Source organism: Virgibacillus sp. W0430, from assembly GCF_051846935.1.
GTDB lineage: Bacteria > Bacillota > Bacilli > Bacillales > Amphibacillaceae > JBPYCR01.
The window spans coordinates 44,225-66,842 of sequence record NZ_JBPYCS010000006.1 but is presented as its reverse complement, the minus strand read 5'-3'; the positions used below and the strand labels follow the sequence as shown (position 1 = coordinate 66,842).

General features: G+C 38.1%; 27 protein-coding genes. 19 read left to right on the top strand and 8 right to left on the bottom strand.

Annotated elements, in window-relative coordinates; translation table 11 throughout:
• Window positions 1-39: 39 nt before the first annotated feature.
• The 17 genes from ACLIBH_RS04985 to ACLIBH_RS04905 all read left to right on the top strand — a co-directional run bounded on the left by ACLIBH_RS04985 (window position 40) and on the right by ACLIBH_RS04905 (window position 12,091).
• Window positions 40-975, top strand: coding sequence for a tyrosine-type recombinase/integrase (locus ACLIBH_RS04985; protein WP_439315592.1), 936 nt, complete (start codon window positions 40-42; stop codon window positions 973-975).
• Window positions 976-1,151: 176 nt separating this feature from the next.
• Window positions 1,152-1,919: a helix-turn-helix domain-containing protein gene (locus ACLIBH_RS04980; protein WP_439315591.1), complete on the top strand. Its 768-nt coding sequence runs from the start codon at window positions 1,152-1,154 to the stop codon at window positions 1,917-1,919.
• 795 nt (window positions 1,920-2,714) lie between these two features.
• Complete coding sequence (locus ACLIBH_RS04975) at window positions 2,715-3,584, top strand: tyrosine-type recombinase/integrase (protein WP_439315590.1); 870 nt, start codon at window positions 2,715-2,717, stop codon at window positions 3,582-3,584.
• A 375-nt stretch (window positions 3,585-3,959) separates the two neighbouring features.
• Window positions 3,960-4,526, top strand: coding sequence for a DUF3102 domain-containing protein (locus ACLIBH_RS04970; protein ID WP_439315663.1), 567 nt, complete (start codon window positions 3,960-3,962; stop codon window positions 4,524-4,526).
• A 588-nt stretch (window positions 4,527-5,114) separates the two neighbouring features.
• Window positions 5,115-5,342, top strand: coding sequence for a hypothetical protein (locus ACLIBH_RS04965; protein WP_439315589.1), 228 nt, complete (start codon window positions 5,115-5,117; stop codon window positions 5,340-5,342).
• Between the two features lie 437 nt (window positions 5,343-5,779).
• A complete protein-coding gene (locus ACLIBH_RS04960) occupies window positions 5,780-6,979 on the top strand; it encodes a hypothetical protein (protein WP_439315588.1) in 1,200 nt (399 codons plus the stop codon).
• 65 nt (window positions 6,980-7,044) lie between these two features.
• A complete protein-coding gene (locus ACLIBH_RS04955) occupies window positions 7,045-7,836 on the top strand; it encodes a hypothetical protein (protein WP_439315587.1) in 792 nt (263 codons plus the stop codon).
• Between the two features lie 41 nt (window positions 7,837-7,877).
• Window positions 7,878-8,117 carry a helix-turn-helix domain-containing protein gene (locus tag ACLIBH_RS04950; RefSeq protein ID WP_439315586.1) on the top strand — a complete coding sequence of 80 codons (240 nt, stop codon included), beginning with the start codon at window positions 7,878-7,880 and terminating at the stop codon, window positions 8,115-8,117.
• An 86-nt stretch (window positions 8,118-8,203) separates the two neighbouring features.
• Window positions 8,204-8,344, top strand: a complete 141-nt coding sequence (locus tag ACLIBH_RS04945; protein ID WP_439315585.1) for a hypothetical protein — start codon at window positions 8,204-8,206, stop codon at window positions 8,342-8,344.
• A 21-nt stretch (window positions 8,345-8,365) separates the two neighbouring features.
• Window positions 8,366-8,494 (top strand): hypothetical protein, encoded by a 129-nt coding sequence (locus ACLIBH_RS04940; RefSeq protein WP_439315584.1) that lies wholly within the window; start codon window positions 8,366-8,368, stop codon window positions 8,492-8,494.
• A complete protein-coding gene (locus tag ACLIBH_RS04935) occupies window positions 8,487-9,041 on the top strand; it encodes an HNH endonuclease (RefSeq protein WP_439315583.1) in 555 nt (184 codons plus the stop codon). Before ACLIBH_RS04940 ends, ACLIBH_RS04935 begins: the two co-directional genes overlap by 8 nt.
• 47 nt (window positions 9,042-9,088) lie before the next feature.
• On the top strand, window positions 9,089-9,451 hold the full coding sequence (locus ACLIBH_RS04930) for a hypothetical protein (RefSeq protein ID WP_439315582.1): 363 nt from the start codon (window positions 9,089-9,091) through the stop codon (window positions 9,449-9,451).
• Window positions 9,452-9,782: 331 nt separating this feature from the next.
• Window positions 9,783-9,962 carry a hypothetical protein gene (locus tag ACLIBH_RS04925; protein WP_439315581.1) on the top strand — a complete coding sequence of 60 codons (180 nt, stop codon included), beginning with the start codon at window positions 9,783-9,785 and terminating at the stop codon, window positions 9,960-9,962.
• The gene (locus ACLIBH_RS04920) at window positions 9,955-10,377 is read left to right on the top strand and encodes a hypothetical protein (protein WP_439315580.1); all 423 of its coding nucleotides are present in this window, start codon (window positions 9,955-9,957) and stop codon (window positions 10,375-10,377) included. Before ACLIBH_RS04925 ends, ACLIBH_RS04920 begins: the two co-directional genes overlap by 8 nt.
• Window positions 10,378-10,685: 308 nt before the next feature.
• On the top strand, window positions 10,686-10,991 hold the full coding sequence (locus tag ACLIBH_RS04915; protein WP_439315579.1) for a hypothetical protein: 306 nt from the start codon (window positions 10,686-10,688) through the stop codon (window positions 10,989-10,991).
• 43 nt (window positions 10,992-11,034) lie between these two features.
• Entirely contained in the window at window positions 11,035-11,673 is a 639-nt protein-coding gene (locus tag ACLIBH_RS04910) for a hypothetical protein (RefSeq protein ID WP_439315578.1), read from the top strand.
• Window positions 11,674-12,004: 331 nt separating this feature from the next.
• Window positions 12,005-12,091, top strand: a complete 87-nt coding sequence (locus ACLIBH_RS04905; protein ID WP_439315662.1) for a GMP synthase (glutamine-hydrolyzing) — start codon at window positions 12,005-12,007, stop codon at window positions 12,089-12,091.
• Between the two features lie 56 nt (window positions 12,092-12,147).
• On the opposite strand, the gene ACLIBH_RS04900 is transcribed toward ACLIBH_RS04905, so the two are convergent.
• From ACLIBH_RS04900 to resB, 7 genes are all read right to left on the bottom strand, one after another.
• Entirely contained in the window at window positions 12,148-13,359 is a 1,212-nt protein-coding gene (locus ACLIBH_RS04900) for a tyrosine-type recombinase/integrase (RefSeq protein WP_439315577.1), read from the bottom strand.
• Between the two features lie 38 nt (window positions 13,360-13,397).
• Entirely contained in the window at window positions 13,398-13,583 is a 186-nt protein-coding gene (locus ACLIBH_RS04895) for a DUF3173 domain-containing protein (RefSeq protein ID WP_018709270.1), read from the bottom strand.
• 517 nt (window positions 13,584-14,100) lie between these two features.
• Window positions 14,101-14,355: a helix-turn-helix domain-containing protein gene (locus ACLIBH_RS04890; protein WP_439315576.1), complete on the bottom strand. Its 255-nt coding sequence runs from the start codon at window positions 14,353-14,355 to the stop codon at window positions 14,101-14,103.
• Window positions 14,339-14,776, bottom strand: coding sequence for an RNA polymerase sigma factor (locus ACLIBH_RS04885; RefSeq protein ID WP_439315575.1), 438 nt, complete (start codon window positions 14,774-14,776; stop codon window positions 14,339-14,341). Before ACLIBH_RS04885 ends, ACLIBH_RS04890 begins: the two co-directional genes overlap by 17 nt.
• A 247-nt stretch (window positions 14,777-15,023) precedes the next feature.
• Window positions 15,024-15,416, bottom strand: coding sequence for a hypothetical protein (locus ACLIBH_RS04880; RefSeq protein WP_439315574.1), 393 nt, complete (start codon window positions 15,414-15,416; stop codon window positions 15,024-15,026).
• A 65-nt stretch (window positions 15,417-15,481) separates the two neighbouring features.
• Complete coding sequence (gene ccsB / locus ACLIBH_RS04875; protein ID WP_439315573.1) at window positions 15,482-16,678, bottom strand: c-type cytochrome biogenesis protein CcsB; 1,197 nt, start codon at window positions 16,676-16,678, stop codon at window positions 15,482-15,484.
• A gap of 21 nt (window positions 16,679-16,699) precedes the next feature.
• Window positions 16,700-18,352, bottom strand: coding sequence for a cytochrome c biogenesis protein ResB (resB, locus tag ACLIBH_RS04870; protein ID WP_439315572.1), 1,653 nt, complete (start codon window positions 18,350-18,352; stop codon window positions 16,700-16,702).
• Window positions 18,353-18,859: 507 nt separating this feature from the next.
• On the opposite strand from resB, the gene ACLIBH_RS04865 reads away from it, so the two are divergent.
• Both ACLIBH_RS04865 and ACLIBH_RS04860 read left to right on the top strand, forming a co-directional pair.
• Window positions 18,860-21,022 carry an MMPL family transporter gene (locus ACLIBH_RS04865; protein ID WP_439315571.1) on the top strand — a complete coding sequence of 721 codons (2,163 nt, stop codon included), beginning with the start codon at window positions 18,860-18,862 and terminating at the stop codon, window positions 21,020-21,022.
• A gap of 346 nt (window positions 21,023-21,368) precedes the next feature.
• Complete coding sequence (locus ACLIBH_RS04860) at window positions 21,369-21,932, top strand: TetR/AcrR family transcriptional regulator (RefSeq protein ID WP_439315570.1); 564 nt, start codon at window positions 21,369-21,371, stop codon at window positions 21,930-21,932.
• Between the two features lie 144 nt (window positions 21,933-22,076).
• On the opposite strand, the gene ACLIBH_RS04855 is transcribed toward ACLIBH_RS04860, so the two are convergent.
• Complete coding sequence (locus ACLIBH_RS04855; RefSeq protein ID WP_439315569.1) at window positions 22,077-22,571, bottom strand: MMPL family transporter; 495 nt, start codon at window positions 22,569-22,571, stop codon at window positions 22,077-22,079.
• Between the last annotated feature and the right edge of the window lie 47 nt (window positions 22,572-22,618).

The following is a 22,618-nucleotide window of genomic DNA, read 5'->3' as shown; positions in this document are numbered from 1 at the left end:
CTTTTACTTTATTACAAGTAGAGGAGGTGCTTTTTTGCGTTGAAAATCGTTGAGGCTATAAAAGAATTTGAGTTCGAGCAACAGATTAGAGGATTATCTAAAAAGTATATCTCGTTATGTCAATGGCGCTTAAATGATTGGAAAACATACACGATCGACGAGCTAAACATCGACGACGTTACGGAAGTTACACCGCGTCATATAAAGCTATTTATACGTCATAGGCAACGGCTGGGGAGCGAGAAGAATATCACAATAAACAACCGGCTAGCCACGCTTAAAGTGTTCTTTAACTTTCTCGTAGAATTGGAGATTATCGCAAAAGAAGATAATCCAGCGGTTGATATTAAGAACTTAAAAGAGGGGCGCACGGTTATAACGACGTTTACGGACGATGAAGTTAAACAGCTTATTGATTCGACCGGCTCGCAAACTTATAGCAATATTCGAGACAAGACTGTACTCGTATTCATGTTTGAAACAGGCGTCAGAGTTAGTGAATTAGTCGGCATTAAGAACGAGGACATATACATTGACCGCATATTCATTCGCGGGAAGGGAAGTCATGAGCGCTTTATTTATATATCTAAAAAGATGAGGCGACAGATGAAGCGATATGAAAGGGCGCGGAGATTGCGCTTTGAACATATTCCGAATGAATTTATCGACGATAATTATTTTCTTAATCAAGAGGCGGAAGGCATGTCTCGTTCCAATGTTAATAAAATACTCAATCGAGCAGGCAAGAAAGTTAGTATAAGAAAAGAAATACGTTGTAGTCCGCATGATTGCCGTCATTACTTTGCGCAGAAGCATATACGACAAGGCATTGACGTCTATACCTTATCGCGCTTGCTAGGTCATAGCAATATCGACATTACGGCGCAATACCTAAGAGGGTTAGACATAAACGATATTATCTCGATAGGACGCAAAACAAGTCCATTAAACGACATACCTATTAAATTAATATAAAAATACACAAAAAAGGCGCATCATACAAACGTATAAAGAACGTCTATACAATGCTACCCGACTAAGTTATATTGTATTGAAAAAAAGACGAAATGTAAAGGCTTATTTATTCACGTCTTTTAAACGAACATACGTTTGTGTGTAGCGCCTTCTAATATTGGGGAGGCTTATCGAAAATGAATTATTTACACGATTATTCTACGTTTGAATCAGTCGAAGAATTAAACGAATCTATTAACGATCATATCCAGCGCAATCAATACGAGCTAAACGAAACAGACCGCAATATTTTTCTTATGATCGGGCGTTATTCAGTTAAATATAAAGGCGCAGCGCATTTAAAGGCGGACACTATCGCTGAGGCTATCGACAGAACTACACGCACGGTACAGCGTTCTATTCGCAAGCTGGAACGTTTGGACATGATTGAGCGCAAGGAATTTATTCGAGAGAAATCGGGCGGGCATGGCGCTAATATTTACATTGTTTTATCTTCGAATGTCAGCGCGGAAATGTCAGAGCGAGAGCAAGTCGAAGAACCAACGCAGGCAAGCGATGAAGGGGCGGAAGATCGTTTCGAAACTATTTACTCTTTAAGCAATAATTCAAGTAATACATATGATACCCATACGGATAGAATCGAGAATGAACGTCTTATTAACGAATCAATTCGAAATAACACGCCAGCCGAAATCGTCGATATGCTAACGCCTTTCTTCTACGGCAGCGAGCTATATAAGTACGTGGGCATCGTGTTTAAGGCGAAGTATCGACCGCATGCAAATATACGCATAGAGTCGCATTTAAAGGCGTTTAAAGCATGTATATTCGACGTCATAAGACGATATAAAGACGGTCATATACGAAACTTAGAGGCTTATTTATATGCGAGCATAAGGCGGTTATCAAGGCGTTTATTTCTCGATAATGTTGCACGGACATAACACCGGACTAGCATGCGAAAATAGGGCGATGTCCGATGCGATCGGAAGTCGAGAGAAAGACGTTTACTAAAACGAAGTAAGTCAAGCATTTTTACTTGACAGTATATAGAAGGAACGGGATTTATGGCTAATTAGTTCGCTTTAGTACACGTTAGTAAAATCGCGAATTTACCTTCCGAAAATTGCCGACAATATCGGACAATTAGGCGCTAGTATATGCGAGTATTTGCGTTATATTACGTTAACATTTCGCAACAAATACGAGCCGAGAGGCGTTTGCTTGACCTTACCCAAACGCTTTGCATACGTTGAATATGCGCCTTAATGAGCCTTTGCGATCCTAGCGAAGCCCTTCCGAAAACTTAGGGGGTTGTTATAGCGATAAAGACGTTTACTAAAACGGCAAATATCAAGCGTTTATACTTGACGGTATATAGAAGGAATAGGATTCATTACGATTTAGGGCGTTTTAGTACACTTTAGTATTTGCGGAGATTTAGGTGCAAGTATTTAGATTTATCAAACGTGGGGCTTTGGCAGACGTCTCCCTAAACGCTTTGAGGTTGTCAAATATACGCCTTTATCGATTCTTTAGAACCTCCGAAATATCGGCCCTTGCTTTTCGAATATAATACGGATTCCCAGCGCTGCTTTGCCGTAATTCCCACTTTTAAAACTTGCGCATAATTAGTATTATGTGCTATATTCGAAATAGAAACGCAGGCAATGACGGCATATTCGACGGATTAGCAGTAAGAAAAACCTGCGCATAATTATTATCGGAGGGATTGGGCGATGAATAGGGCGGACGTAATCGAGTTTAGAACGGCAGATGATGCGGACATTAATCGCTTCATAGAGGAAGGCTTGCGAGGCAGGGCGGATAATACGATTAAAGCCTATCGGCAGTCGCTAGAACGCTTCAAACGCTACCTAAACGGCGCAGGAACGGACTTGCGGGGATATGCTAGATCAGACGTGCAAGCATACGTCAAACGGCTTGAAACGGTCGAGAAGCGCAAGCCTAGCGGCGTCAATCGAGAGTATGCAGCGATAAGGGCGTTTAGCAAGTGGGCGGGCAAATCGGAAGCCATCGAGGATATACGGATCATTCGGATAGCACGTAATCACAGTAAAGCTCCGAAATGGTTATCGAGAAATAAGCGCAATGAGATAATAAGGCTTACGGATAGGAAGGCGAACAAGCGGGATCATGCTATCGTTATGACGTTGCTGGGCGCTGGCTTGCGCGTAGGCGAGTTGGTAGCTTTGGATAGGTCAGATGTGACGATAGGGGAGCGCAAAGGCGAGGTACACGTTAGGGACGGCAAGGGCGGTATAGAGCGAACAATATCGATAGGAGCGGAGACAAGGCGAGCAATTCGCATCTACTTAGAGCAGCGAGGGAATGACCGGAAAGAAGCTCTATTTACTTCGCAACTCGGCAAGCGAATCAGTCGGAGAAGCGTTCAAACGATGTTAAAACATTACGAAGTTACTCCGCATCAGCTTCGACATACTTACGTTAAGCAGCTCGTAGACAACGGACATGGAACGGCTTTAATTATGAGCTTGTCAGGTCATACTTCCGCGGACATGATCGCTTGGTATTCATCGCCAAGTGAAGAAGAGAAAGCAAAAGCAATTGAGAATTTATACGATTAAATAGAAGGATGTAGTTATGACGACAAGATATGAATAGAGTGCGAGGGAGCTATCGGAGCAGGCGAGCGATTAATTTCGTTCGTCTCTTTTTATATTTCGTAGATACCCCCGCGGGTAGGCTCGATATTGTTTCCGTTCCAAGGGGGTCAAGGATTCGCGCAATATTTTTTCACTTGGGGGGTTGAAAAGAGGGGCGGGCCTATCTATGAAATAACTTCCGTTTCATCGACGTTTTACAATTCCGCAACGGGAAAACGCTTTGACGGGCGTAATAGAGCCGAAAAGTAAGGCGGACTTGTTGACGCAGGTTTGTTTTTTGCATTTAATTGTCCCACTTTTTAAGGTTCTCAGGACGATACTGTAGTAGGGGGATTAATTCTATCGCAAGACATTAACGTTATCACGGCGGAAATCAACGCATATCAGCGCGTAGCAGGCGAAGCTATATTCGAGATAGGCAGGCGGTTGAAGCACGTAAAGGAGAACGACTTAGCGCATGGGGAATGGATGGCATGGCTCGAAACGATTAATATGACGCAGGACTCGGCACGGAGATTCGTGCGAGTGTATGAGGAATTCGGGGAATCAAAACACGTGACGTCACGTAATTTAGGGATTAACGCATTATACGAGCTTGTACAGATTCCGCCCGCCGAACGCGAATCCGAACACGTTACCGCTAGAGGCGAAACGAAAAAGCCCGAAGATATGACCGTTAAGGAATTGCGAGAGTTGAAGCGCAGACTAAAAGCGGAGCAGGCGGAAAGGGAGCGGATAGAGATTGAAAACGAGGAGCTTGCAGAGAAAGCAGACAAGCCTGTTGAAGTTAGGTACGAAACTAAGACGGAATACGTCGAGATAGATAATACGCCTCATGATTACGACGAGGTTAAGCGGAGACTCGAAGCGTATGCGGAAAAGTTCGGAGGATTTGACCGTTAAGGAATTGCGGGAGTTGAAACGTGCGAAATAACGTTATAGCTTCGGATAAGTATGTAGGGCGAATATTTGCGACTAACTTTTAAAAAGCGAGGGATTTAGTTCGGATATACCCTCAAATGTGACGAATTTGTGACAATTAGCTTTTTTGGTTGTTTTTTAGGCGTTTAGTTCACTTATCTTAATACGCAGGGGAGGGGAATTAATTTCGTAATTAATTCCGCTTTTTAGGCGTTTGGTTCAATTATCTTAATATGAGGAGAGGTTTATATACTTAGTAACAAACGGGCGATTACGTACCTATAAGGGTGTACCCCGAACAGACTTAACAATGGTTGGGGGGGGTACTTAACTTTTAGCCGATTACGTACCTTATGGATGAGAGGAAAAGGCGATTTCATGATTTAACCGAACTTTTAAGTGGTTAGTCACTATAAGAGGTGGAAGTACCATTCCAAAAATTTAGATGTGATGGGTGCTATTAACACGCCCAGTTATTTATAAGAATGAGAAACGCGGCAGGCTTGAGAGCTTGCTTATATATTTTATTACGATGTGAGAAAACGGATAGAAAAGAAAGGAGGTCAATCAATGTCGAATAAATTACGGAGTGTTTTGAGCTTTCGAGTAGCGAGGGAACTAATCGCCCGAGGCTTTCACGTCGTGGACTTCGCTACTTCACGCAAGTACAGCGGAAAGGTTGTCGTTAAGTTCGAAGCCAGCCGAGAGTTTGACGAGGCATTCAGCGATATTATGCGAAGAATAAAGGGCGAAGATAATTCCGCCAGCACATCAAATGTGCACGGCGCACCACGCTAACCGCTTCATATCAACGTTTGTAAGTCGTTCCCTTATAGGGAGTAGTCGAAAATGTGCACCGATATAAAACGGCTGTATATTAATTTTCGGCAGAACTTAAATATTCGATATAGGGTTAATAAACGATACGTCCGATGAGGGCGATAGCCCGAATCGGTATCTCTTGAACTTAAAGAACTTAAAACATATCGAGATTATGCAAAAACCGCATAACTCGAACGCTTCATTAATAACAAACACACCTTGTATAAAACACTGTCGATAATAACTATTATATGCGTGCACATTTAGCTATACCTCCTATAAGGGCGTTAATCAAATAGCGTAGTAAACGGTAGAATAGTCGAGTAAACGGTCGATAAACGGAGATGAAAAATAAGGCGTGCACATTTGATGCGCACGTACTACTAAAATACAACGAAAAGGGAGACGATTAAATGGAAAATGTACGAGTTATCGACGCAGTAATGGGCGCAGGAAAGACAACGAAGATGATCGAGGAAATAGAGAACGCGGAAGAAGGGCGCAAGTTTATTTATATAACGCCGTTCCTTGACGAAATCGACCGTATTCAAAATTCGGTCAAGTCACGCAAGTTTGAAGCGCCAAGCAATAACGTAGAAGGCGGACGCAAGCTAACGAGCTTAAAACGTCTTATCGAGGACGGAAAGAATATTGTGGCTACTCATTCACTTTTCGAGATGGCAGACGATGAGCTTATCGAATTATTAGAGGCGTCAGATTATACGCTAATACTTGACGAGGTAATGGACGTTATCGATAAGGCGACTGTTTCATCGTCGGATATGCGAGTATTGCTCGATAAAGAATTTATTAAACTCGAAAATAATGCGGTCAAATGGACGGCGACGCAGGCGGAATACGAAAGCGGTCGGTTCGATGACATTCGATTATTGGCAGAGGCGGGCAATCTTTACTATCACCGTAATAAATTTCTAATATGGGCGTTCCCGCCACGAGTGTTCGCTGCTTTTAATAAAGTAATCGTCTTAACGTATTTATTCGATGCGCAAGTACAGCGGTACTATTTCGACATGTACGATATACCATATCAAAAACATAGCTTGATAGATAACGAGATTGTAGATTATGACAACAAAGCAGACGATAGAGCCGAGCTATTTAAGTTAATCAATTTATACGAGGGAGATCATAACAAGCACGGCGAGAATAGCGAATTCTCATTCAGTAAAGGTTGGATGAATCGACGAACTGAAAGTGAAATCAAAGCAATACAACGTAGTATGTATTCGTTTATTCGACGTATTGCAAAAGCTAAGTCAGACGAGGTTTTATGGACGACATTAAAGGACTTTGAGCACGATTTAAAAGGACGCGGGTACAGTAAAGGTTTCATTCCAGTTAATACGAGAGCTACCAACGATTATGCGGATAGGCACGCGCTAATGTACGTATTCAGTCGCTTTATGAATCCTTATGAAAAATCATTCTTTCAAGATAACGGAGTAAGGGTAAACGAGGAATTACTCGCTTTATCGGACATGCTTCAGTGGGTGTGGAGGTCGCGCATCAGAAACGGCGATCCTATTAATTTATATTTACCTTCATTGCGTATGCGTAGATTATTGAAGCAGTGGGCTAACTACGAGATATAAAAAGCGTTCATTTCACTATATAAGGGGACAACAACTAAAATTCAACTAAAAAGGGGATATGAGAATTGACGACAAACATTATTCAAGGCGCATTATATGACTTGTGGTATAAGCATTACACGAAAGCAAACGACGAGGATCGAGCAGAATTAGCGCAGGAATTTATCGACCAATATACAGAGGGCTACGATATAACTACATATTCAGTTAGACACCCGGCATATTATCATCGAGAATCAGACGTTAAGTTTAAGAAATATCCAGTCGCAGAGATACTCGGAGATTTTATAATTCGAGCAGAGGACGACGAAACGAAATTAACCGTTAGTCCGCAGACACAGGCGAATCGAGATAACAGTATAAACGAACATGAGACGCCCACTGATTTTACTGATAGATACGACGATGAGGACGAGGCCGAGGATAAGCCTCGGGGGTTATACACGGAATTTAACGTGTATCAAGCGAGAGGGGATTTATACCTGGATTTTATCGAGGAAGTTGAGCCAGCGCTGACAGTCGACGGGTTTATGGATATGATCGAGAAGGTTAAAGCAAATGCGGAGGAATATGCATCAACTTATTCGGAAAAGTATCACAAGGACTATAAAGCGACATTGAAACGCATTAAACGCTTAGATATTGAACATATAGCGATATGCGAGGAGTGCGGTGAGGTTTATTATAAGCACGATATGAGGCGGAAATATTGCGATTTAAGACCAAGCTGCAAAGTTAATGCAAAAAGAAGACGAGAGAGTGAAAGATATTCTGACAAAAGGTCAAAAAAGGTCAAAGATAGGGCAGACACGTTACATTATATTATAGAGGGGAAAAGTTCAGAGCCTATTTTTTAGGCTTAATAGTGAGATATTAATAAATCAAAGGAGGTTTAACAATGAAAAACGATTTAATTAGAGACATTCGAATGTATAAAGGTTTAACTCAAGAACGCTTCGCAGAATGGTTAGGCGTACATTACTCCACTATTGCAAACGTCGAAGCAAATTACAGACCAGTTTCGGAGGGATTAGCTTCAAAAATTGCTTTGAAATTCGATGTAACAGACGCGGACTTTATGGAATATCGAGAACGTCGTAATCACACTAATAATTATTTTTTTAATGTTTCAATTTAATTAATTCAATAATTACCCAATTTAATTATATGTCAACCTGCTTTTAAAGTCAAGCAGGAAATTTTACAAACAGAAAGGGGAACGGAATGGATGATAAAAGAGCGCAAGCATTAACAAGCTACTTGCAAGCACTTGCTATATTACAGCAGACTAATAAAACTTATGTACATCGAGAGATTGATAAGGTCATAAAGGAAATTGAAACCGAGTTAAAATTAAAAAAATGAATGGAATGGGGATGGAATGGAGTGGAGATTATCACTTTAATTGTTTTACCGTTTTTAGCCGTAGCAGGAATATTAACGATTGACACTAAGCAGACACTTATTAAGTTACGTGATACCGAAGAAATCGCCGGAAGTGGCAGTAATGAGTAAAATTATCGACAAACAAACGCAAGCATGCAGAATATGTAACGAGAAAAAGACATTGGATTTATTCGAGATTGATAAGAGGTATAAAAGCGGATATACGACACGGTGTAAGGCTTGTAAGTTTGAATCTAACACCAAACCAGCAAAAGCGTTTAGAAGATTGTTCGAACGACAAGACAAGTACCCGATTCCGGTTGAAACATATAAAGAATCGTTTGAAAAGCTATACGAATTAAATGCAGATAGGTGTACGTATTGTTTTCAGTTTTACGATTCGACACCTGAATTTGACCATATTACGCCTTTGAGCTTGGGAGGAAGGCACGTAACGAGTAATTTCGCAATTATTTGCAAGACATGTAATTCACGGAAAGGTAATAAGCCCTTGCTAGTTTTTTATGAAGAAAATCCAAGTTTCCACTGGGCGAATCTAAATTACGTAATAAAGGTTAAAGCGCACTTGTCAAAAAGGACGTATGAAGAAGTTGAGCAGGAATTGCAACAGCAGTATGACGATTATATGCAAGAACATAAAACGGAGGACGGATAAGTTGATGGTTAATTATAGTAATCTATCGAAAAAGAGGATGCGGACTAATGCAGCGAGATATACAAAAACACGTTAAGAATAATTGCGCAACTTATGCTGGCAATGGACGATGTTTACTCGACAAACCATGCCCGTTTTTTGATGCGGAGAACGAAGGCGCCCGTTGTTCATACTTCGAAAATAACGTAATACCTTCGGATGATAATTTGACCGCGAAGTATTGGGCGAGGTTTGGCGCTGCTTATTGGAATGATGGCGACACGTATAAGCCTTGTAATAAATGCGGAAACAACTTCGATTATGGCAAAAGTCCAAAGCGTCAATATTGCGATAGATGCCGCAATGAACAGGCAAGAGAAAACCGTAACAAGCGTATGCGCAAATACAGACGTAATAAGCAAGCTGAATAGTGACGTTTCTTCGCTTAAATATAGACCTATTCGTTAAATATAAGCGATTACAGCGGTTTGCCTTGCAGGGCTATGCAATTGTATTAAAAGCGTAAATGTGACGGTTCTTATGTGGATTAGATGGAGAGGTGAAACTTTGAAAAAAGCGTTAATAATAATCGCAATAGCATTGTTGTCAACGATAGCACTCGCAGCAGTAATTTTTCTGTTAATGCTTATCGTTGTTTTTATTTCCGCCGGAATATCGGTAATTTAACACAAGGAGGTTATCGAAATCCGAAAAAGCAAGCGCGAAAATGTAGCATTAAAGCAAAAAGCGATATATGACAAAATGCAAAAAGTGGAAATCGAGCAAGGTGTTCAGCTGATAAAAGGCTACACAAATAACCAAGGCATAAAAAACGCAGATACGTACCTTTACAAGCTTGACGATATGAGCGACGAAGCTATCGCACGTTATTGCTTGACTAGCGTATACGAGCGCTACAAAGCGAGTAAAGCCGATGATTAGACGATTTAGAGCCGATTATATTCGCGGAGACAGCGAGACGGGCATCGGCATTGTCGAAATGGGCGCGCATTGGGATAACGAAACGATCGCAATACATTCGATTTACGTCGATAAACGCCTCAGCAATCGCGACGCTTCGATAGTAATATTCCAGCGTATATATAACGAATTAGCTGAGGACGAAGGCGCAGTTTTGCAGATGAATAAATACAGCTATCGAAAAGGATATGACAAGCCTTATCGCAACAGATTAGCGGTTCATCATATCGAAACAATTCGCGGTCGTGTGCTTCAAGCGAATTTATTAGCAAAGGACGCTATCGAGCGTAAGAGCGATATTGTCGAGGTATTCGACGAGTCTTTTAAGTTTAGCGTTGTTCAGCAAGAAAAAGAAGAAAGGAAGATTAACGATTAATAGAAAAAGAAAGCGAAATAATAGGCGAAATAAAACACGCAAGCCAGTTAAAAAACAATACAATAAAAACGGAATTTTAATACAAACGGATAGATTACCGCGCTATAAACGACGAGATGAAAAAGAAGATTAAAAAAAGCAGATTTATTACGACAGTAAAAAAAGTGTACTTTATATCGACGATGGTTCGAAATGCACCACTTTAACGCTTCCAAAAGATTTAAGCAAAAGCGATATGCTTGCACTTATGCAGAGCGATACGCTTTATCAAATACTATTCCAGCTTAAAAAGTGAGGGGGTCAAGCAAATGAAAAAAGGAGAAATCTATATCGACCGAGAAGATCCGACGGGAAAAGTTAGCGCAAATATCGACATGAAAAAGAAATCACGACAAGAAACAGTTATTAAAATCGTTATTGTATGCGCCGAAACGGAGAAAACACTATTTAAAGCGGAATATTCTACGGATAAAACAGCGGGGATATCAGCGTATACAATAGCTACGAATATTATTAACGAATATTGTAACGCGCATGACTTAATACCGGATATTTCATCGACCGGCGGTAAGTTGCCGATTGTTCGAACAGTTAAGCGCGGGAGACGTTGGTAAGAGATTAATACGAAACTATAAAATTTAAAGGGGAAATGTAAAAATGAACGAGATCAGATTGGATAATATAGAATTAGAAATTAATAATGCGGTAGAACAGTTTAATAAAGACGTAAAAGCAATCAAAAAAAGCGACAATCCGAAATACAAAGACAGAGACGTCCGCGACTACGAATTGAAAGCACTACGCAAGAACCTCGACAAAGAAGTTGGCGCACTAAAAAAGGAATATGAACAAGTTTCGGATAACTTAATCGCAGACGCTTCGCAAAAAGCAGCGCGTTCTTCGTTTGCCTCGCCGGCCAATACAGCGGCTATTGATACGATTCTCGACGATTTTACAGCAGATATATCGCTAGCTTATAGCGATGCAGACAAGCAACAAGCGCGGGAAAAACTAACGAACGCTATCGTAAATATGACGGCGAACGAAATGGCGCACGTCAGACGTAAATTGCCGTCGATAGTAGCGCAAGTGAGTGATGAAGCTACGCTTAAAGAATTGCGTCATATTAATAGCGTGCTTGCAGAAGAACTAAAGACGCCCGAACAATTGGAGCTGGAACGATTAAAAGACAAAACGAGCGCGGGCGGAGCAATCAGCTATAACCATTTGCGACTAACGCATCAGCTTTATGCAGATCATCAAGTAAGCGCGCGATCAAACTTGGCGGGGCTATAATGACAATCGAGCAGGTTAAAGCAGAATTAATAGCGCTGGGAATTTACAATGACGCGCCCAACAGATTAGCGCCTCTAGTCGAGAGCGTATTAAACAAGCGCGGAATCTCGGACGAAGTAGAGGCGAAGAAGGTCGTTAAAGAGGTTGCCGCGGGAATTGCGCGTGTAGCGATTAGACGAAGATAATATTAAGGCGGGGGAGCGCGCGGCTTCCTCGCTTTTTTTATGCTTATTAATATTGACGACTTATATACGATAGGGTATACTCATAATCAACGTCAGATATTCCGTTTAAGCTAACGGAAACCATCAACAATATAAAGTGAAAGAGTATCGTATTTTATATCGCAAGCGTTGCCGTCAACCGTGTCGTGTATGACATTACGAGCAAGCCGCCTGCTACGATTGAGTGGGAGTAGTTGTAGGAGAGCTGAAAGCCCTTTGTTTATAAGGCTTTCGGCTCTTTACTCTATTTTCATTGCATTGTTATTGCATTATTTGTTTTTATACCTTTACGAAGGTAACGAGCAGTGAATTGATTCTTAGGTGAAGTATCTTCATTTTCTGTTGCTGTTTGGTAAGACATAATACCTTCTAATTTATGGGCTACTTCAAAGTTACTGTTAGGATACAAATGTCCGTAAGTGCCTAGTGTCGTTTCAATATCTTCATGCCCAAGGCGGTCTTTAATGATTAATGGGTTTTCTCCCATACTAATAAGCAAAGAAGCGTGAGAGTGTCTTAAAGCATGTAATCTAATGCGATGAACCCCAGCTTTTTTTGAAAAACGTGTAATGGCATTCGCCAACGTATGTTTTTGTGTAGGAATACCATTATAGCTCATCACATAATTGGTTTGAATTACAGATTGCTGCACGTTCTGCCATTCACGGAGTAAAGTTAAAGTATCCCCGTCTAATGCAATTTGGCGCACACTAGCCTTTGTTTTTGGTTCCACAAAAGAGTAATTATCTAAATTCTTATAGTAAAGTGTTTTATCAATAGATAACACGCCAGAATCAAAGTCAATATCTTCCCATTGAATTGCAGTGGCTTCTCCAATCCGCATACCTGTCATAAATAAAAACCATAACGAGATAAATAAAAAGTGTTGATAGTAGTCTTTCTTATAAAAAAGGGAGATGACCTTTTCAAATTCTTCTTTGGTCCAAAAATCTATTTTTGTCTTTGTCTTTTTCACATTTCCAACAATTTTAGATGGATTACTTTCAGCTAAGCCTAAAACAACCGCTCGACCCATCGCCATGGAAAATAAACCTTGAACATTTCTAATATAAGAAGAACGATACTTCTTTTTAGATAATGCTAATTGCCATTTTTGAACATGAATCGGGGTAATTTCGGTAGTGATTAAACTATTAAAAAAAGTGAAATGTTTTCTTACGGTCGGTAATCGATTTTCGTACGTTCTTTTTTTTACTTGTGTTTTATACCAAGGTAAGAAAATATCTTCAATAAACTGTTGGAACAGAATGTCATCTTGCTTTTCTTCTAATTCATCTGATTTTGTAAGTAGTAATCTTGAATATTCTTCCCTTGCTTCTTTTTTAGTTTTAAAACCACTACGGTACTTCTGAATTTGCTTACCAGTGATCGGGTGATAGCCTAAATTAGCACGAAAATAATATGTTCCGTTCTTTGCCTTTTTGACGATATCTTTAGTCATGATTTCACTCCTTACGCAATTAGTGCAAGAAGTACAAATCACACATCTAAAGTTATCCCTAATACTTCCTCTACAGCTTCTTTAGGAACACGATCCAACTTTTTAGATTGATAATACGTGTGCCCTTTTGAAATCATTAGTTTTTTACATTCTCTAATGATATCAGCTGAAAAAGAGGGACCATAACCTAGTGCTATCAAGTCTTTTTTTGTGACTGTGACCATACGAACTCCTTTCCATAGACTAGGATATACTATTTGATATCTGTCTATTATTATATCGCGTCTATAAAACTATTTCTAATACGTTGCGTGAATTTGGCTCTTGCACTAAAATATAAAGGTCTTATTGTCATAACTTGATGGTTACTGTAATTTATCTTGCTAACTAAAAATCAAAAATCAGACGGCTGTTGGTGCAGCTCCACGGGAATTCCACCCCTGCAAGTATTTCTTCCAGCCCTACTCATAGCTTGCGACGCTTTGAACGCTCGAACCATGACGGTAGGGGAGTATAATTATCCTAACTGATGGGTTATTGCCGCAATCCACCACAATTGCATTAGATTCATAGATAATCGCTCGCTTCTTACGAAAGTCATGGCGTATGAATCAAGTGGCTCATCATCAGTAGAACGTATCTGATTTTTTTCGTTTTATACTGCACGGTGTTATCTTCCATGCTTTCTTTGTCAAAGAACAAATATATGATTATTGAAAGGGAAAACTAACCATTATCTAGTTAAATCTTGAAAGCTAAAACAGATTGCATAAGCTTTGAACGTAAACGATCACGTGTATCTTCATCAATGCCCCAATAAGTGTTTCCGTGTTCATCACGAAGCTTACGCATGGACAGGCTTGTCATATAGCCTCCATAATGTAGAACAACTACTTTCATTGCTTCTGGCTCACCCTTATTTGCAGCTAGAATAATTGGATATGGCAATAAGCCACGCTCGTTGTTTTCGGTATTAGAATTAATCATCCCAGTCATCTGCATGTTCTTCCAAAAATCGTTTTAACCGTTCAAAAGAGCTTGTCCGCCTATACTGAACTGTACTACGTGGAATATCGAGCAATTGACCAATTTCCACATCAGACTTGTTGAAAAAGTAGTATAGTAGGACGGTCTTACGCTTTTCTTTTGGCAAAGTACGCATTGCTTCAGCAAGTAATTTCGGAGTGATTTTCTTTCCAGCGACTTGGAAATCTCGCCCTTCATCTCCTTCATATTGCTTATCCAAGGTAAAGAGTTGATTTTCTTCTTGTGGGGTGAGATCAGAAAATGTCATCTCTTTTGTAAGTCGCTGCTGCCTTTCGTTATAAATATTAATTGCTTCATTCTCCAAAACTCGTTTACAAAAGGCATTAAATGCACAGCGAACTTGCCAATCGGTACGATCTGGTTCTATCATGCATTTCCTCTCCCTTCGCAACTGCAAAGGTGGGTGATGATTTCCCCTTTCATAACCTTCAACAATTTTTTTTATAAAATGCCAAAGTATTTTTAAAAAATATAAAAAAGTTCAACTGAATATAAGCCAGTTGAACTTAAACATACATATCGATTATTATTTTTGGGCTTATGGCTTGATTAGTTGCAAATGGGGTTCCATGACGATACCTTTTGTGGTGCCAAGTATGATAACTGCAAGGATAAATCTAACTGTTTTCTTCTTTATGAATCAGTGTTAAAAGGAGAAACAAAATAAAACTAAATAACAAAACTGTTCCTCCAACAATATAAAAAATAAGTGTGACTGTTTTAGGGAGATTAAATATATTCAAATAGTGAAGCCACATTCCAACTGACAACCCAATAGAACCAATAATTGCTGACCATACATGAAATCTCGCTAACATACTATCTTTTGAATAAAACACTTTATAATATACTGCCCAAGCGAATAAACTTAACCAACCTACAACTAAAACATGTGCATGAATTGGTCGAAAAGCAAAAGATCCTGCACCTGCCATATGTGCACCTAAAAATGAACCAATAACTGCAAATAATGCAGAAAATCTGAGTAGCGTCCTACTATAATTATTCATGAAATCCTCCTAAATAACTTTTTATGTAAATAAAATCATTTATGTAATTATTTTGTATCTATTCTTTAAGCATAAGAATGGATTCCTGCTAATACGAGATTAACGACTATGATGTTGAACATAATAATAGCGAATCCAATTACAGCAAGCCATGCTGACTTTTCTCCATGCCATCCACGTGATAGACGCAAATGTAAAAAAGCTGCATAAAAAAACCACGTAATGAGTGCCCAAACTTCCTTCGGATCCCATGCCCAAAATCTATCCCAAGCAATTTGTGCCCAAATCGCTGCAAAAATCAAGCCACCTAGTGTAAATAGGGGAAAACCAATTGCAACTGAACGGTACATAATCTCGTCTATTAAATTTGGGCTAATATTTTTAAGTAATGGTTGAATTCCCGCCCCAATTCTTTTTCTGAATAATAAACGGATAAGACCATAAAAAATTGTTCCTGTTAAAAATGACCATATAAGTGAATTAAATTTCTTTGGTGCGTCTTTTCCTTGAAACCATTCTGGCGTATTAAAAATTGGAGTCATTTTATCAGCGGTAATTAATTCTCCACCTTTAGGTCCGGCGATGGCTGGTAATTGATAATCCATAAGCACAGTATTACTATCCTTTTGTATTTCAAATTCTGCATTATACTGCATTAAGTTAAATGTTGTAGTTGATACTACAAATCCTAAGGCCACTATTAACAAATACAGTACTATTTCCAAAAATGTTGTTTTCTTTGTAGTTTTCGATTGATTAATCTCCTTTATTAGGTATATTAATCCCGCCACAAAACTGACTGCTAATACTCCTTGAGATAAAGAAACCGTCATCACATGAATAAATAACCAATGGCTTTGTAATGATGGAACTAATGGTGAAATGTCAGATGGAAACATACTGGCATATGCAATAATAAGCAGCGCAATAGGTAAAGCAAACAATCCTAATATACTTAATCTATAAATAAAGTAAATGATGATAAATGCTAACACGATACTCATGCCCAAAAATGTAACAAATTCAAACATATTGGTAACTGGTGCATGCCCACCTGCTATCCATCGTGTTACAAAATAAATTAGTTGAGCAATAAATCCAATAATTGTTAACGAAATCGCGATGGTACCAGCAATTCCCTTTTTGGATGTATCAGATGTCCTTTTATCTTTGATTGTTGCTCCGAAAAATAATGTTGCTACTAGATAAACGATAAACGCAGTATATAGTGCGGTACTACTTACACTAATTAAATCACTCATAAACAAATCCTCCTATGCTTTCTATTTAAGTTCTTTTTCTTCTTGATCGATGACCATCTGTATATTCGTACCTTTTATCGCTTCTTCAATATCTTTTTTCAGACCAAACCAATTTTTATTTGTATGTGCAGCGAGTAATATTCCGTCACCTTCTGGATTAACCCAAATCCTTCTATGTTGCCAATACATCCCTTGAATAACACCAATCATGAAGATTGCAGCACCGACAATAAATAAGGGTAATGTGTAATCTCTACGAATTGTAATACCACTTACATAATGATTCTCAAAGTTTGTTATTCCTAGTTTATATTTATTTTTACCTGTAGCATCGATGTTTTTACCGATTCCTATAAAACTAATTTCACTATCTTTCGACTCTAGTGGATAAATTGTAAACACGAAAGCTGGATTTCTTGGAAATTTCGAGATGGATCGTGGTTCTCCATCCTGCAATTCATAATCTGGATAATACTGTGAAACTTCTACTTTCATTCCACTATCTAATTCATAAAATTTTTCAGGAGATGTTAAATCAATCGTAACCTCCCCTAAGGATGATTGCTCGACGTCTGCCGTTTCATACACTTTAAACGTCATGTTTGAAAACTCATTTTCTTGAAATCCAGATTGATAGAGCGTATAACCACTAAGTCCACCAAATTTTAACGGCTGGTTCATCCGAATAGAACTCTCTGTTATTTTTTCCAATTCGGGGTCAGCGCCAACGATATTTGCCTCTTTATCTTTGTAAATGATGACATCGGTTTGATAGTTTTTATGTACTTGTTCACCTGTTTTTTCCATCGCGTCTTTAAATCGTTCATCATCTTTATCATACAATTCTAATAAAAATTGCTTGTTTTCTATGTAATATTCGCCATCTGTACCTGGAATTACTTTCTGTTCTCCTTCCCTTACCCATACATAATCATCTAAAAAAAATAAAGGGGTTGTGCGCAGTATTGCAGCGATTAAAATTATAATAAGTCCAATATGGTTGACATATGGACCCCATCGTGAAAAACGGTTTTTTTCAGCCAATACACTTCCATCTGTTTCGACAATATTATAACGATTCTTTTTAAGTTTATCGATAACACTTTTCTTATCTTGGTCTGACACAACTGCAGTTTGACTAAAGAGGCGTTGTCTGCTTAAAAATGTATTATGACGTTTTGGTTGCTGTATTTTTAATGCTCGATATAACGGTACAAATCGATCGAGACTACAAATGACTAGGGAAATTCCAATTAACGCGATTAATATCATGTACCACCATGAGCTGTAAAGTTCATGAAACCCTAACTGATAATAAATTTTTCCTGGTAGACCATACCAAGCTTCATAAAAAACAGCTGGATCCCTATTTTCCGCCTCTGCTGGGATAAACATTTCTTGCGGAAAAATTGTGCCCAGCCCAGAAGCAATAAGTGCAATCACGATGAGTATCACACCGTTCTTAACGGAAGAGAAAAAGTTCCATATTTTATCAACAATGGTTCTATTATAAGTTTGTGATCTTCTAGCTATTCCGTCATAACGCATATTCAATAATTTGTTTTTGTCATTTCCATCTTTATGTTCGTTTTCCTCTACAGGCTTACCACATGATTCGCAAAGTATAGTCCCTTCAGGATTTACGTGTCCACATTCGCATTTTAGTTTGTCCATCTAAATCCCTCTCTAAATTTATTAGATTGTAGTTCCTTTTCTAAAACTATCATAATTATTTATTCATTTCTTTATAGCTCCTATTATTTTATTAATAAATAACTCAAAATCTCCAACCGACATATTTGTCGGACTTGCGCAAAAAACTTACCTTGATACTAAACCAACCCGACACTTGTGTCAACACCTATTAGCTAATTTTAATTGTCTAATTAATGACAATTGATTCTAATATAGTTTTACCAGTAACAAAGGCCCGCAGTCTTATGACAATTGATGTTTATATCATCATAAGAAATGGTTAATAGGCTAGTTTACTGGCTAATTTTAATATTAGTTTCATACGAGTATCACTTTGAGTAATTATTTTGAATAATTGTCATTAATTTGCCATGATCTTTGACATAATAACGTTGACACTTGTGTCGAGTTCATTTAAACTTACTCGTGTGTCCATTATTTTTTTAATCTATTCCGACACAATTGTCGACAAAGGAGATGAAACTAGTGTTTACATTAATTAATAAAGTAACTAAAGCTGCGAGTAGTAAGAAAGGGGCGAAATGGACTGTTGTAATTTGGATTATTTTAGCTATTGCAGTGAGTGGCCTTTCATCAGGAGCAAGTGAGTATGCGACAAGTATTAATGATACTGGGCTTCCTAATGATGCGCAGTCGCTTATAGCTGAAGAAAAATTACAAAGTCACTTCAAAGGTGATGCAGGTGTTCCAGCGATTTTAGTTTTTCATAATGAAGACGGATTAACAGATCAAGATTTTGAACAGATTGATACCATTAATGAGAACTTAGAGAATGCATCCTTAAAGGATGTAAAAGAAGTCATTCCTGTCTATACATTTACCGAGGAAATTAAATCGACTTTTATATCAGAAAATGATACAACGTTCATTTTACCTGTTAATTTAAAGGACGGACTTGAACGAAGTGTCATTAATACAACGATTAAAGAGATTAATAGTATTGCCGATAAAGAAATACATAATAATGAAAACCTTATATTAAAAGTGACTGGACCAGCTGGGATTGTTTCCGATATGATTGCGATTTTTGCTAGTGCAGATCTTGTTTTATTACTTGGAACAATTGGCTTAATTTTTATCATTTTAATTGTTATTTACCGTTCACCAATTATTGCTCTCGTTCCTTTAATAGGTGCGGGTATTATTTATCAGGTTGTTGATCGAATAATTGGATTCTTTGGTAAAAATGGTTTGGCAATTGAGAGTCAATCCACATCCATTATGTCCATTCTACTCTTAGCGGTTATTACAGATTATGCATTATTTATTGTATTTAGATTTAGAGAAGAATTACGGAAACATCAAGATAAGTATAAAGCAATGGCATTAGCAGTTAAAAGAGTAAGTGAGCCTATTTTCTTTAGTGGAACAACTATTATTGCTGCAATGATTGTACTTTTTGCGGCAACATTTGAGCCGTATCGTAATTTTGCACCTGTGTTCACAATTGCTTTGTTTTTTATCCTACTAGGGGGATTAACATTACTCCCTGCATTGTTTGTAATTTTCGGTCGTAAGTCATTTTGGCCGTATATTCCTAAAGTTGGTTCTTTTGAAAACATGAAGCCAAATTTCTGGAATAGACTAGCATCTATCGTCACGAAACGTCCCATAGCAAGTGGTTCTATTATTGCCATTCTATTAATTGCCATATCATTTAATGTCTTAACAAATGAGTATTCTTTTAATCTTATCAAATCATTTCCAGAAGACATGGAATCAAGGGAAGGATACGAATTACTTGAAGAGAATTTTTCTCCAGGCGAATTAGCGATGACAACTGTTATCATTGAAGGTGCACATAAGCTACCTGTTGAGAGTCTAGAGAAACTTAGACAAGAAATCTTAGCAAATCAAGGAGTGGAAAACGTCACACCTGATTTATCTGATCCTGCAATTATAGAGTTTGGCAAATCATCTTGGTCAACAGAAGACGAAAAAGTAGCGAAATTAAATATTGTCTTTTCTGGCAACCCTTATGATTTAAATACGATGGACCATTTAAATATATTGCGCAACAATAATGAAAAACTATTGTCGAATTCAGAGCTCCATGAAGCGACTTTACATTTTGCTGGAGAGACAGCAAAACATGCTGATACTAGGGCTGTCAATGATCAAGATACAATTCTAATCGTTACTTTAATAACGATATTAATCACGATTTTACTTGGATTCCAATCTAGATCATTCATTGCTCCATTGTATATGATGGCGACAATTATTTTATCTTATTTTGCTGCGTTAGGATTTAGTATTTTTATTTTTGAAAATGTGTTTCAATATGATGCGATGAGTTATCGCATTCCAGTATATTCGTTTATCTTCCTAGTTGCGTTAGGTGTTGATTATAATATTATGCTTATTTCCCGTATAAAGGAAGAATCAAGAAAACATCCAATCAAAAAAGCAATTGAGTTAGGGTTAGCACGTACGGGAGGAGTCATTTCTTCCGCAGGTATTATTTTAGCAGCAACATTTGCAGTTTTAATGACACAACCAATTCTTGAATTATTTATGTTTGGATTTACAGTTGCTGTTGGGGTGTTAATCGATACATTTTTAGTGCGAACTATTTTAGTACCAGCAATAATGGTGAAATTAGATAAATGGGCGCTTTGGATTTGACTAACTCCTTCATCAAAATAACAGCATTTATATGGCGTTCCCTAAGAAAGATTGAAAGGGCCTATATCATAAATTGAAAATTAGAGTAAGGATCAAAGGAAAGGTCATAACGTACGAAGTCAAATGTAGAAACCTTGATTCCATGCGGTCGATTTAATACGAAGGAGTTAGTCAAATCCGAGTCTCTTTTTAAAATTTAATTCCAGAAATATAGCTTCATATTTTGCATAAATTAGCTTTCTCACCATACGTCCAAACTAATATGTAATTGACAAAACACATTGTACTCTAGATATGTAGGTTATATGTTATATTGTTAATATAAATATAATTTAGGTGATGAAATATGACACGGAAAAAGGTACAATCGATTGAACTCATGCAGGCAACCGAGAAACTATTGCTTGAACAAGGGTATGGAGGCTTTAATTTCACAGCATTATCAAAATTGCTCGGCATTGGCAGGAGTACATTATATGAGTATTATTCATCAAAAGATGATATGATTGTCGCCTACATGAATGAATTAATGGTGCACTATACAGATGAACTAGCAACAATTGTATCTGTCAAGAATGCGAAGTCTCAATTGTTTCAGCTGATTGAATTAATGATAAAATATGCACACATTCACAGCATACTAAAAATAATACCTTTATTGCAAAGTGATTCAGAAGTAGTTGTAGAGATGAAAAAAAAATTCATCACTGATCATATCCACATTATTAAGGAAATTCAAACTATTATTGATCACTGTAAACAGGAGAAAGTGGTTAGAGAAGAAATTCCAACAGATGTGTTGACTAACCTTCTATTTAATACAATTAATAAACCAACTTCCTTAAAAGTGGATAATAAAGCATGGGCGAAATGGATTTGGGAAATTATATATACTGGTATGAAAGTGTAATGTGAACAGAATGTATGGAATTGAATGGAGAATATACTAAATCATTATTCGGTAAACATAACCGATAATAATAAAGATGTGATTGGAATAATGACCATCCCAATCACATCTTTTCAATTTTAAGAAGATTTTAGTGATTCTTTCTTATTGTTTTTTGCGCGTCAAAATTAAAACTGATGGTAGAAACACGGCAGCAATTACGAATGTCGTCAGTAAAATTCCGAGCGCCATTGTAAATCCAAACAAGAAGAGTTCTTCTAAAGGTTGTGTCATTAAGACAGCAAAGGTTGCTGCTAGAATCAAACCTGCTGATGCTATGACTCCCCCAGTTTTAGCCACAGCTTTACCAACGGCTTCTCTCCATGGCATCTCCTTTGCTAATTCCCTTATCCGCGAAACGAGAATGATGTTGTAATCAATCCCTAAGGCAACCATGAATACAAAAGTATATACTGGCAATCGGTAACTAATCGCGTCATACCCCATGACTTTTTTAAATATGAACCAACCAAACCCTAGTGAAGCGGTATATGATAGAAGAATAGTGAACATCATTAATACTGGTAGTACAATAGATCGTGTCTGAACTCCAAGAATAATGATCAACAAGATGATGACTACGGAAAACAATACATTCATTTCTTGTACATCTACTTGTTCCGCTGTCTGTCCGGCATATTGTAGTT

Coding starts and splice junctions, on each gene's coding strand:
- ACLIBH_RS04980 (WP_439315591.1), top strand. CDS start 1,152: ATGAATTATTTACACGATTATTCTACGTTTGAATCAGTCGAAGAATTA.
- ACLIBH_RS04975 (WP_439315590.1), top strand. CDS start 2,715: ATGAATAGGGCGGACGTAATCGAGTTTAGAACGGCAGATGATGCGGAC.
- ACLIBH_RS04935 (WP_439315583.1), top strand. CDS start 8,487: ATGAGTAAAATTATCGACAAACAAACGCAAGCATGCAGAATATGTAAC.
- ccsB (WP_439315573.1), bottom strand. CDS start 16,678: ATGAGTGATTTAATTAGTGTAAGTAGTACCGCACTATATACTGCGTTT.
- ACLIBH_RS04920 (WP_439315580.1), top strand. CDS start 9,955: ATGATTAGACGATTTAGAGCCGATTATATTCGCGGAGACAGCGAGACG.
- ACLIBH_RS04855 (WP_439315569.1), bottom strand. CDS start 22,571: ATGAATGTATTGTTTTCCGTAGTCATCATCTTGTTGATCATTATTCTT.
- ACLIBH_RS04930 (WP_439315582.1), top strand. CDS start 9,089: ATGCAGCGAGATATACAAAAACACGTTAAGAATAATTGCGCAACTTAT.
- ACLIBH_RS04900 (WP_439315577.1), bottom strand. CDS start 13,359: ATGACTAAAGATATCGTCAAAAAGGCAAAGAACGGAACATATTATTTT.
- ACLIBH_RS04895 (WP_018709270.1), bottom strand. CDS start 13,583: ATGGTCACAGTCACAAAAAAAGACTTGATAGCACTAGGTTATGGTCCC.
- ACLIBH_RS04860 (WP_439315570.1), top strand. CDS start 21,369: ATGACACGGAAAAAGGTACAATCGATTGAACTCATGCAGGCAACCGAG.
- ACLIBH_RS04880 (WP_439315574.1), bottom strand. CDS start 15,416: ATGAATAATTATAGTAGGACGCTACTCAGATTTTCTGCATTATTTGCA.
- ACLIBH_RS04925 (WP_439315581.1), top strand. CDS start 9,783: ATGCAAAAAGTGGAAATCGAGCAAGGTGTTCAGCTGATAAAAGGCTAC.
- ACLIBH_RS04945 (WP_439315585.1), top strand. CDS start 8,204: ATGGATGATAAAAGAGCGCAAGCATTAACAAGCTACTTGCAAGCACTT.
- ACLIBH_RS04950 (WP_439315586.1), top strand. CDS start 7,878: ATGAAAAACGATTTAATTAGAGACATTCGAATGTATAAAGGTTTAACT.
- ACLIBH_RS04965 (WP_439315589.1), top strand. CDS start 5,115: ATGTCGAATAAATTACGGAGTGTTTTGAGCTTTCGAGTAGCGAGGGAA.
- resB (WP_439315572.1), bottom strand. CDS start 18,352: ATGGACAAACTAAAATGCGAATGTGGACACGTAAATCCTGAAGGGACT.
- ACLIBH_RS04910 (WP_439315578.1), top strand. CDS start 11,035: ATGAACGAGATCAGATTGGATAATATAGAATTAGAAATTAATAATGCG.
- ACLIBH_RS04885 (WP_439315575.1), bottom strand. CDS start 14,776: ATGATAGAACCAGATCGTACCGATTGGCAAGTTCGCTGTGCATTTAAT.
- ACLIBH_RS04960 (WP_439315588.1), top strand. CDS start 5,780: ATGGAAAATGTACGAGTTATCGACGCAGTAATGGGCGCAGGAAAGACA.
- ACLIBH_RS04915 (WP_439315579.1), top strand. CDS start 10,686: ATGAAAAAAGGAGAAATCTATATCGACCGAGAAGATCCGACGGGAAAA.
- ACLIBH_RS04890 (WP_439315576.1), bottom strand. CDS start 14,355: ATGACTGGGATGATTAATTCTAATACCGAAAACAACGAGCGTGGCTTA.